This window comes from Ursidibacter sp. B-7004-1, assembly GCF_053654055.1.
The window spans coordinates 1-10,583 of the sequence record NZ_JBSIUP010000045.1 but is presented as its reverse complement, the minus strand read 5'-3'; the positions used below and the strand labels follow the sequence as shown (position 1 = coordinate 10,583).

Annotated in this window: 9 protein-coding genes and 1 tRNA gene; 6 read left to right on the top strand and 4 right to left on the bottom strand. The window is 38.4% G+C overall.

Annotated elements, in window-relative coordinates:
• From ACWIW0_RS10745 to ACWIW0_RS10725, 5 genes are all read left to right on the top strand, one after another.
• On the top strand, window positions 1–795 hold a 795-nt coding region (locus ACWIW0_RS10745), incomplete at its 5' end, for a YadA family autotransporter adhesin (protein WP_454453305.1).
• Between the two features lie 232 nt (window positions 796–1,027).
• Complete coding sequence (locus tag ACWIW0_RS10740) at window positions 1,028–2,407, top strand: L-serine ammonia-lyase (RefSeq protein ID WP_454453304.1); 1,380 nt, start codon at window positions 1,028–1,030, stop codon at window positions 2,405–2,407.
• 93 nt (window positions 2,408–2,500) lie between these two features.
• On the top strand, window positions 2,501–3,658 hold the full coding sequence (hemW, locus tag ACWIW0_RS10735) for a radical SAM family heme chaperone HemW (RefSeq protein ID WP_454453303.1): 1,158 nt from the start codon (window positions 2,501–2,503) through the stop codon (window positions 3,656–3,658).
• A complete protein-coding gene (gene moeB / locus ACWIW0_RS10730) occupies window positions 3,658–4,422 on the top strand; it encodes a molybdopterin-synthase adenylyltransferase MoeB (protein WP_454453302.1) in 765 nt (254 codons plus the stop codon). Before hemW ends, moeB begins: the two co-directional genes overlap by 1 nt.
• A 75-nt stretch (window positions 4,423–4,497) precedes the next feature.
• Window positions 4,498–4,573, top strand: a tRNA-Asn gene (locus ACWIW0_RS10725).
• Between the two features lie 143 nt (window positions 4,574–4,716).
• Here the strand turns inward: ACWIW0_RS10725 and ACWIW0_RS10720 are convergent.
• The 4 genes from ACWIW0_RS10720 to ACWIW0_RS10705 form a co-directional block, all read right to left on the bottom strand.
• Window positions 4,717–5,697 carry an AEC family transporter gene (locus ACWIW0_RS10720; protein ID WP_454453301.1) on the bottom strand — a complete coding sequence of 327 codons (981 nt, stop codon included), beginning with the start codon at window positions 5,695–5,697 and terminating at the stop codon, window positions 4,717–4,719.
• 91 nt (window positions 5,698–5,788) lie between these two features.
• A complete protein-coding gene (gene argE, locus ACWIW0_RS10715; protein ID WP_454453300.1) occupies window positions 5,789–6,934 on the bottom strand; it encodes an acetylornithine deacetylase in 1,146 nt (381 codons plus the stop codon).
• Entirely contained in the window at window positions 6,931–7,695 is a 765-nt protein-coding gene (locus tag ACWIW0_RS10710) for a DUF998 domain-containing protein (protein ID WP_454453299.1), read from the bottom strand. Before ACWIW0_RS10710 ends, argE begins: the two co-directional genes overlap by 4 nt.
• 14 nt (window positions 7,696–7,709) lie before the next feature.
• A complete protein-coding gene (locus ACWIW0_RS10705; protein WP_454453298.1) occupies window positions 7,710–9,128 on the bottom strand; it encodes a basic amino acid/polyamine antiporter in 1,419 nt (472 codons plus the stop codon).
• 247 nt (window positions 9,129–9,375) lie between these two features.
• Here ACWIW0_RS10705 and metK point away from each other — a divergent pair, with 247 nt between their 5' ends.
• Window positions 9,376–10,530: a methionine adenosyltransferase gene (metK, locus tag ACWIW0_RS10700; protein WP_454453297.1), complete on the top strand. Its 1,155-nt coding sequence runs from the start codon at window positions 9,376–9,378 to the stop codon at window positions 10,528–10,530.
• Window positions 10,531–10,583: the final 53 nt, after the last annotated feature.

Below are 10,583 nucleotides of genomic sequence, written 5' to 3'. Positions count from 1 at the left end.
GACACCAAAGCCCAACAAGCTAAAGACGCAGCTACAGCGGCTAAAGCAACAGCAGAAGGTATTGATGCAAAAGCAACTCGAGCTGCTGCAGATGCTGCTACGGCTAAGATAACTGCTAAAGATGCTAAAGAAGATGCGAATAAAGCACTTACAGCATTAGATAAAGTTGGCTTATTGGAAGATGCTGCGGGAGAAAATGGTACTAAACTAGGTAAATCAGCTAAAGCAGATGGCAAAAACAGCTCTGCATTTGGTCAGAATGCACAGGCGAAAGCAAAAGATACTACTGCTGTAGGTCAAAATTCAAAAGCAACTGCTGAGGGTGCTACTGCACTTGGTCAAAATGCTCAAGCAACTCACGAAAACTCGGTGGCTTTAGGTGCAGGATCTGTGACTGATCGTGCAAACAGTGTTTCTGTGGGTAGCCCTGGTAATGAGCGTGTAATTGCGAATGTTGCTCGTGGTGTACGAGATACTGATGCAACGAATGTTGGACAGGTTAAAGAGATGGTCGCATCTTCGGAAGATCGTCTGAATAAAAAGCTAAACCGCTCAAATCGTAAATTACGTGCAGGAATTGCTGGTACCACAGCATTAGTTGCTGTTCCGCAAGCTACATATGCAGGTGCAAACTTAGTTGGTGTTGGTGTGGGTAGCCATAATGGTCAAAATGCCATTGCTGTAGGTTATTCAAAAGTTAGCGATAGTAATAAAGTTGTTGTTAAATTTGGTGCTGCAGTAACTACTCAAGGTGGTTATAACGTAAATGCTGGTATTGGTTATCAGTGGAAATAATTTCTTCCATTTTTTAACTTTATACAGCATATAGCCAAATTTAGTCTGACAATATAATAGATGAGAGTATTCTGTTTATCAGGTGCTCTCATTTTTTTATTTTAGGGTTGGTTAAGTTCGAAATATGAAATAAGATAGAATATATAATACAAATAGATAGCATAGCCATAATGTACGGTTTCTTTTAAATTTTATAGAATAGCCAATTTTATTAGCGTTAAGTGTGGATAAAATGATAAGTGTATTTGATATGTTTAAAGTGGGGGTTGGGCCTTCTAGTTCTCATACAGTGGGTCCGATGAAGGCGGCGAAAGAGTTTGTTGATTGCCTAATTGATTGCAAACTTTTAGCGAAAACAGACCGCTTACAAGCAGATGTTTATGGCTCACTGGCATTAACTGGACGTGGGCATAGCACTGATACGGCAATTATTATGGGGTTGATGGGGTATCTTCCTGATAATGTTGAGATTGATTGTATTGAAGGTGTAATTAGTCAGCTTAAGGAACAGAAAATATTACGAGTAGCGGAAGCTCAAGCAGAGCATCAAAAGCTGATTCCGTTTGATTTCTTTGTGGATATGCCGTTTCACTATGATTTCTTACCACGCCACGAAAATGGAATGAGCTTTAAGGCTTTCTCTCAAGGTAAGTTATTATTAGAGAAAACCTATTATTCCATTGGTGGTGGTTTCATTGTGTCAGATGAGAATTTTGATAGTACTAAACAAAATAGCGTTATAGTTCCTTTTCCTTATCAAAATGCAACAGATCTACTCACCCACTGTAAACAGCAAGGTTTACCTTTATCATCACTGGTCTGGAAAAATGAGCTGGCTTTACGTTCTAAACAGGAAATTAGCGACTATTTGTTAAAAATTTGGCAGACAATGGAGGCTTGCATTGAACGAGGTTTACATACTGAAGGTTTATTGCCGGGGCCTCTTAAAGTTGTTCGCCGAGCTGCTGCATTACGTCGAACTCTTGAAGCGACAGGGAAACTCAATAATGATCCTATGCAAATTATTGATTGGGTCAATTTATTTGCATTAGCTGTTAATGAAGAAAATGCAGCAGGGGGACGAGTGGTTACTGCACCAACAAATGGGGCTTGTGGTATCGTACCAGCGGTATTGGCATATTACCGTAAATTTGTTGGCGAACTGAACCAAGAAACGTTGGAACGCTATTTTCTAACCGCAAGTGTGATTGGCTCTTTGTATAAAATGAATGCATCTATTTCAGGAGCGGAAGTTGGTTGTCAAGGTGAAGTGGGCGTTGCTTGTTCAATGGCAGCAGCAGGGCTTGCTGAGATAATGGGCGGTACACCCGATCAAGTGTGCAGTGCAGCAGAAATTGGAATGGAGCATAATTTAGGTTTAACTTGCGATCCTGTTGGTGGGCAAGTGCAAGTGCCTTGTATCGAACGTAATGCTATTGCATCAGTAAAAGCAATCAATGCTTGTCGAATGGCTCTAAGACTGACTTCTCAACCTCGAGTTACGCTAGATAAAGTTATCGAGACAATGTATGAAACAGGGAAAGATATGAATGCCAAATACCGTGAAACATCAACAGGTGGGCTTGCAATCAAAATCGTGCCTTGTGATTAGTTGGTAATCAATCAAAAGCAAATAGACAATCAAAGGGCGACAAGGGATAATGTCGCCATTTTTATGCGTATTTAACCCTATTTATTTAATAACGTGAAATTAACTTTACCCCCATTAAGCCTTTATATTCATATTCCTTGGTGTGTACAGAAATGCCCCTACTGTGATTTTAATTCACACGCTCAAAAAGGCATTATTCCCGAAGCAGAATATATTCAACATTTATTACTTGATTTAGAACAGGATTTAATTCGTTATCAACAAGCAATTAGTGGACGTAAAATTCACTCTATCTTTATTGGTGGCGGTACGCCTAGCTTATTTTCTGCAGAAGGGATTAGTTATTTATTAGCAGAAATTCGTAAGCGTATTGATTTTGAAACTAATCTTGAAATTACATTGGAGGCTAACCCCGGTACAGCCGAAGTGGAGCGTTTTATTGGTTATGCTCAAGGTGGGGTAAATCGTATCTCAATGGGTATTCAAAGTTTTGAGCCGGAAAAATTGTTAAAACTAGGACGTATTCACGATAGCCAAGAGGCTAAACAAGCGGTTAGATTTGCACAAAATTCTGCAAATTTTGGATTGCGTAGTTTTAATGTTGATTTAATGCACGGATTACCTAATCAGTCGGTGGCTCAAGCATTAGATGATCTTCGTCAAGCGATTGAACTTGCTCCTCCACATCTCTCTTGGTATCAATTGACTATTGAACCAAATACAATGTTTTATTATCGTCAGCCAACTTTGCCCGATGATGATGAATTATGGGATATTTTTGAGCAAGGGCATCAGCTTTTGAGTGATGCAGGCTATGTTCAATATGAAACCTCTGCTTATGCAAAACAGGGCTTTCAATGCCAGCATAATTTAAACTATTGGCGATTTGGTGATTATTTAGCGATTGGCTGTGGGGCTCACGGTAAAATTAGCTATACAACGGGCGAAATTTATCGCTTTAGTAAAACAAAGCACCCAAAAGGCTATATGCGTGGCGAGTATTTATATCAACAAGAACAAGTTGATTTAGCAGATCGTCCTTTTGAGTTTTTTATGAACCGTTTTCGTTTATTAGAGCCAACCCCCAAAGCTGAATTTGAAGCCTATACAGGTTTGGATATGAGTGAGATAGCAACAACAATGCAGTGGGCATTAGATAAAAACTATTTAGTTGAAACAGCAGAAACTTGGCAGATTACGCAGCAGGGTAAGCTATTTTTAAATGAGCTATTAGAGGGATTTTTAACTTGATGGAACTAACTGACCACGAGATATTACGTTATAACCGTCAAATTAGTTTAAAGAGTGTCGATTTTGACGGGCAAGAGCGTTTAAAAGCCAGTCGAGTATTGATTGTTGGGCTTGGTGGATTGGGCTGTGCGGCATCACAATATTTGGCAAGTGCTGGAGTTGGACATTTAACATTAGTCGATTTTGATCGTGTTTCTTTATCTAATTTACAGCGTCAAATTTTACATACAGATGCCACGATCGATGAGTTTAAAGTCATATCAGCCAAACAACGATTAGCACAAATTAACCCGAATATTGAGATTGAAACTGTTGCAGAAAAACTAAATGATGAACAGTGGCAAACACTGATTGCTCACTATGATGTCGTAGTAGATTGTACAGATAATGTAGAAGTCCGCAATCAGCTTAATTTACAATGTTTTCAGCAAAAACGACCGCTTGTTTCTGGTTCTGCAATTCGTTTTGAAGGGCAGATTTCTGTTTTTCGCTATCAAAAGGAGGAACCTTGCTATCAATGTTTAAGCCAATTATTCGGGCAAAATATATTGAGTTGTGTTGAAGCTGGGGTCATTGCACCTATTGTGGGTATAATTGGAAGTCTGCAAGCACTTGAAACGATTAAAGTTTTGTTAGATATTGGCTCAACATTATCTGGTAAGCTATTGATGATAGATGGTCTGAATTTTGCAGTAAGAGAGATGAAACTACCTAAACAAGCCAATTGTTCCGTTTGTTGTAAAGATAATTTATTTTTTAAATAAAATTAAAGAATTGCAAAGAAAGGTTATGTTGTTTGACGATCTTTATCATTTCGCTTATTATTCATATCGATTAGTTCCTCTTTAGTTCAGTCGGTAGAACGGCGGACTGTTAATCCGTATGTCGCTGGTTCAAGTCCAGCAAGAGGAGCCAACTAATTTCCTCCTTTAGTTTTTTTACTTTTGATCCTGTTTTATTTGTCTCCTTTTATAAAACAGAAATTCAAACCTCCAGAATAAGATCAAAAGATTCGCCCTCAGAAATGAGGGCTTTTTTTTGTCTATTCGTTTTGCTGATTATATCCACTGCAACTGTTTTAAAATAAAGATACCGATACTAGATGTAAACATATAGCCTAACATTGTTACTGCAATGATATTTGCTGTGGCAGTAGCATCGCCACCAAAATTTCTGACCATTGCGTAGCTAGCAGCAGCCACTGGTGTTGAAGACATTAAGAACAAAATACCTAAAGACATTGGATCTAAATCCAAAATGAATTTCCCAATAAAAATGGTAAGAAGGGGAGATACGATTAGTCGCCCAAAGCTTGCCCACCATACAATGCTATTTACTTGAGTTTGGCTTTCTTGGCTGTTTTTGAACTGTTTTAGTTGTTTAAAATCAAGACTTGCACCTGCACAGATGAGTGCGATAGGTAGAGCGATGTTGGCAAGATAATCCCCAGTACGTAAAATAGAACTCGGTAACGGAATATCAAATTTACTCACAATTAGCCCAAGTACAATACCAATAATGAGAGGGTTCGTCATTAATGACTTTGCCATTCTTGGTAAGCTAACTTTTCCAACACTGAGTGAGTTAGTTAGGGTAATTACGGCAAGTACATTAAACAATAGTGTGATACAAGCAGTATAAACGGAAGCAGGGGCGGTTGCCATTGCTCCATAGGCGTTGATACAAAGTGCCAAGCCTAGAATACCTGAGTTCCCGCGAAAAATACCTTGCACAAAAATGCCCCGATAGGATTTATCTCGAATATAGCGTAAAGCGAGCCATTCAGATGCAAAATAGATAATAAAAGTGCTGACAAAACCGGCTCCGACTAACCAAATTTGGCTACTGTAATCTGCTGGCTGTTTTACAATATTGATAAATAATAGGGAAGGAAGAGCGATATTAAACACAAGTTTGGACGCAACTTGGCAGAAGTGGTCGTCTAACATTCTACGTCGCCGTAAGATAATACCGAGTAATAGCATTAAAATTGTTGGTAAGGTAACGCTTAAACTAAATTGCAGAGATTGTAAGAACATAGTTTCTCCTAGTAAGCGGTCAGTTTTAATATAAATTTTGTAAATCTCAATATATTGTAAATTTTTACCCAAAACCACCCGCTTATCTAGGTTATGAGCAAAAATGGTGAATTAACTTAGTTAATAATTTTTGGGTTGGTTTGATAAATTCTGTTGATAAAAATTCATCTGGCTGATGAGCTTGTTCTATTGCTCCAGGGCCTAGCACTAATGTTGGGCAGAGCTGTTGAATGAAGGGGGCTTCTGTACAGTAATTTACTGCATCACATTGTTCTCCTAATAGTTTTTCTACAACTTGCACAATTTGGGCAGAATGGTCACATTCATAGCCTGCAATACCTGCGTGTAAATGGCGGATTTCAATACGATCTCCCCATTGTTCAATGAGCGGAGCAAGGCTTTCGGTCAATAATTCTTGTAGATCTTTAATCGCTAAGGCAGGTAAAGGACGTAGCTCTACTTGTAATTCACAGCAAGCACAAATACGATTGAGTGCATCACCTCCCTGAATATTGCCAAAATTCATTGTAGGATAAGGCACTTTGAATAACTCATTACGATATTGCTGTTGTAGCTGATTGCGTAGCCCAATTAAATGACCTGTTACTTCGTGCATAATTTCAATGGCATTGATGCCGTTAGCAGGATCGCTTGAATGACCTGATTTACCAATAACTCGAATAGCTTCAGCTAAATGCCCTTTATGAGCTCGAATAGGTTTTAGTGAGGTCGGTTCGCCTATGATGGCACAATCAGGGCGAATATGAGCGTGTTGAGCGAAGGTTCTTGCCCCTAGCATTGTCGTTTCTTCATCTGCAGTGGCTAGAATGCGTAGTGGTTTGGTTAATTGCGTAAGGTCAATTTGACTAATGGCTTCTACCACAAATGCAAAAAAGCCTTTCATATCAGCAGAACCAAGACCATAGAATTTGCCATTTTTTTCAGTCAGTGTGAATGGATCAATCGTCCAACGTCCTTCATCAAACGGAACAGTATCGGTATGCCCTGCAAGCAGTAATCCACCCTCACCTTCGCCATAAGTGGCTAACAAATTATATTTTTGACGACTGCCTTCTACGGCAATAATCTCTGTTTTAAAGCCAAAATCAGCTAACCAAGTGGCTAGTAATTCAATAAGAGGTTTATTAGATATATCGTATTTTTCTTCTAAGCTACTAATAGTTGGAATGGCAACTAGCTGGCGATAGCGTTCAATAAAGGGGATTTTTGTCGTCATTTTTTCACCTGTCTTAAAATAGCAAAACCAACAGCAATTTCCCACAACATAATGCTAGTAACACCTACTCTTTCTAATAAAGCTAAATAGGGTTGTGAGAAAAAGAGTGTGGTGAGAATAGCCGTAGTGCCAATTATTCCAGCGATAATGCTGAAGTGTTTAAATGAACGGTGTAGGCGAGATTTGATGCCAAATCCTATTATTAACATTGCTAAGTTTCCACATAGAAAGGTAAGTGAGCCACCTAAATTCTGAACTGCATTTTCTACATATTTACCACTTTGAGTGGAGTAGAGAATAACCATTCCACAACTAAATAAGAAAGTCAGTAAACCACTAATGAGACGAAAACGCTGGATAACACGAGTTGTGCCAAGCAAATAAATCAAGAAAAAGAGATAACCTTGTACTAAGAATGATGCTCTCATCGCGAACGATAAGGGGGAATTAACAGTAACGTTGTTATCAATTATTGTGCCATTTGGTAAGCTAAGTTCAAATGCAGTGTGGTGCAAATAAGCAGCTAAAGATAGGTCAGTAAATAAAATTGCCATCAATTCGCTAAACAGGTAATAAATCCCGATAAATACCGATAGAACACCAACAAACTTTATTGATAGCGATTGAGTTTGACGCACACAAGGGTACATCAAGAAAGGGTAAAACTTGATCACAAAAGATCCATTTGTGAAATAGTCTTCAATTTTCTGATATTTCTCACCTAATTGGTGAGCAAGCTCTTTAATTTTTTCCGATTTCATTATCAATCCGTTTTTTATGACCAACTCATATTGGTAACACTGTAATAGATAGACACAATAAACAGTAAGCTGATCCCACACAGTAACACTTTTTCGTAGCGGTTAAAGGTGAATGCCCTGTCTTGATGATGTTGATAGCGGGAGTAAAGAAATACCGCTATTCCTGGCATATAAAGCAGTACCGAGAGAAGTAAATAGTCTAAACCTGCGGCATAAACAATCCATAAAGCATAAAGTGAAGATATTAGCCCTGTTAATTTAATATACCAAGTGGCAGATTGTTTTATGGCTGTTTTAAAGAGATAAGCACTGACTAAGAAATAAGGAACTAAAATCATTGCCGTTGATATTTGGATCAAGACGTTGTATCCCTTGCCTGTGAATAGTACCAAGAGCAAACTAATTTGAATGGTAATATTGGTAAGCCATAGTCCACCAATAGGTGTGCCGTTCTGATTTGTTTTATTCAATATTTGTGGGAAGTTATGTCTTTTTGCTGCTTGGTAGGGAATCTCCGATGAAAACATTGTCCAGCTCATATAAGACGCTAACACAGAAATAATTAAGCAAAATGTAATGATGATCTTACCGCTTGCACCAATCAAATGCTCTAAGATCCCTGCCATAGATGGATTTGGCATTTGGGCAATGACTTCCCTAGGTAAAATACCTAATGAAAATACTGTAATTGCAACATAGAGTACGAGTGTGATTAAGATACCTAATAAAGTGGCTAACCCAACATCACTCTTTTTCTTGGCGTGAGCTGATAGGATTGATGCTCCTTCTACGCCGACAAAGACCCAGAGTGTAATTAGCATTGTGCCTTTCACCTGTTCTAATAAAGGTTGTTGTAAACTTGCACCATCAAAATCGTAAGCAAATTGAGTAGGGGAGAAGTACCAAATGGTTAAACCAATAAATAAAAAGAGTGGTAATGTTTTTACAATAGTAGCAATTAAATTAACCGATGCAGCTTCTTTAATACCACGAGCAATCAGCAAATGGACGAGCCACACAATAGTAGATGCTCCTAAAATAGCTGCTACGGTATTCCCTTTGCCGAATAGTGATAAACTAGTTGAATCAACAAAAGTACCAATACCTTCAAAAGCAACAACTAAATAGCCAACGCTTCCAATGGCAGTGCAAAGCCAATATCCCCAAGCAGCAAGGCTACCGACTAAATCGCCAAAACCTTCACGAGCATAGGTATAAACTCCACCATCTAATTCAGGCTTAAGTCGAGAAAGAAAGAAGAAAGATAGCCCGAGAAAAATAATTCCCACTCCAGTGATAAGCCAGCCAATCAATAGTGCTTCTGCACCAGCAACTTCTGCCATATTTTGCGGTAAGCTAAAAATACCAGATCCGATCATTGAGCTTAATACGAGAGCTGTGAGTGAAAATAGTCCTATTTTGCCTTTAGACATAAAAAACCTTTGAAATAATAATGTGTGTGAGATTCTACCCTATAATGCCAATATTCTAAATCGCTAAACGGAATTTGATAAGAAAAACTATTTGTCATTCATTTCTAAAAAATATATTATAGCCGTCTAGACGGAAAAACATCTAAAAAATTTGGTGCAAGCGGTCAGATAATCTCAATGTTTTGCAAAAAAATGCTGAAATCTGACCGCTTGTTTATAAAATGGTTAAATTTAAATAGGATAAAAAATGGCTATCAATTTATTTACATCAGAATCTGTTTCAGAAGGGCACCCAGATAAAATCGCAGATCAAATTTCAGATGCGGTTTTAGATGAAATTTTAAAACAAGATCCAAAAGCGCGTGTTGCTTGTGAAACTTATGTGAAGACAGGTATGGCTCTTGTTGGTGGTGAAATTACTACATCTGCGTGGATTGATATTGAGAATTTAACTCGTCAAGTGATCTGTGATATTGGTTATACTCATTCTGATATGGGGTTTGATGCTCACTCTTGTGCGGTATTAAACGCTATTGGGAAACAATCACCAGATATTAACCAAGGTGTTGATCGTGCAAGCCCACTAGAGCAAGGTGCAGGTGATCAAGGTATTATGTTTGGTTACGCAACTAACGAAACAGATGTGTTAATGCCAGCTCCGATCACTTATGCTCATCGCTTAATGGAACAACAAGCAAAAGTGCGTAAAAGCGGTAAATTAGATTGGTTACGCCCAGATGCAAAAAGCCAATTAACCTTTATTTACGAAGATAATAAAATCAAAGGGATTGATGCTGTGGTTTTATCTACACAACACGCAGAACACGTTTCACAAAAAGATGTGTTTGAAGGGGTTATGGAAGAAATTATTAAACCAGTATTGCCAAGCGAATGGTTAAGCCAAGATACAAAATACTTTATTAACCCAACAGGTCGCTTTGTAATTGGTGGACCAATGGGCGACTGTGGTTTAACAGGACGTAAAATTATTGTTGATACTTACGGTGGTGCTGCTCGTCACGGTGGTGGAGCATTCTCGGGTAAAGATCCATCAAAAGTAGATCGCTCAGCAGCTTATGCTGCTCGTTATGTGGCTAAAAATATTGTTGCAGCAGGTTTAGCAGATCGTTGCGAAATCCAGCTTTCTTATGCTATCGGCATTGCGGAGCCAACATCAATAATGGTTGAAACCTTTGGGACAGGTAAAGTAAGCAATGATGTATTGGTAAAATTAATTCGTCAATTCTTTGATTTACGTCCTTATGGTTTAATCCAAATGCTTGATTTAATTCGTCCAATCTATCGTGAAACCGCAGCTTACGGACACTTCGGTCGTGAACATTTCCCTTGGGAAAAAACAGATAAAGCGGCTGAATTAAGAGAAGCTGCAGGATTGAAATAAATATCTATATAATGCAAATATCCCCAAGTATTCCAATACTTGGGGATATTTTA

Excerpts from the sequence above, each read along its gene's own strand:
- ACWIW0_RS10740 (WP_454453304.1), top strand. The coding sequence starts at position 1,028 with ATGATAAGTGTATTTGATATGTTTAAAGTGGGGGTTGGGCCTTCTAGT.
- moeB (WP_454453302.1), top strand. The coding sequence starts at position 3,658 with ATGGAACTAACTGACCACGAGATATTACGTTATAACCGTCAAATTAGT.
- ACWIW0_RS10720 (WP_454453301.1), bottom strand. The coding sequence starts at position 5,697 with ATGTTCTTACAATCTCTGCAATTTAGTTTAAGCGTTACCTTACCAACA.
- argE (WP_454453300.1), bottom strand. The coding sequence starts at position 6,934 with ATGACGACAAAAATCCCCTTTATTGAACGCTATCGCCAGCTAGTTGCC.
- ACWIW0_RS10710 (WP_454453299.1), bottom strand. The coding sequence starts at position 7,695 with ATGAAATCGGAAAAAATTAAAGAGCTTGCTCACCAATTAGGTGAGAAA.
- ACWIW0_RS10705 (WP_454453298.1), bottom strand. The coding sequence starts at position 9,128 with ATGTCTAAAGGCAAAATAGGACTATTTTCACTCACAGCTCTCGTATTA.
- metK (WP_454453297.1), top strand. The coding sequence starts at position 9,376 with ATGGCTATCAATTTATTTACATCAGAATCTGTTTCAGAAGGGCACCCA.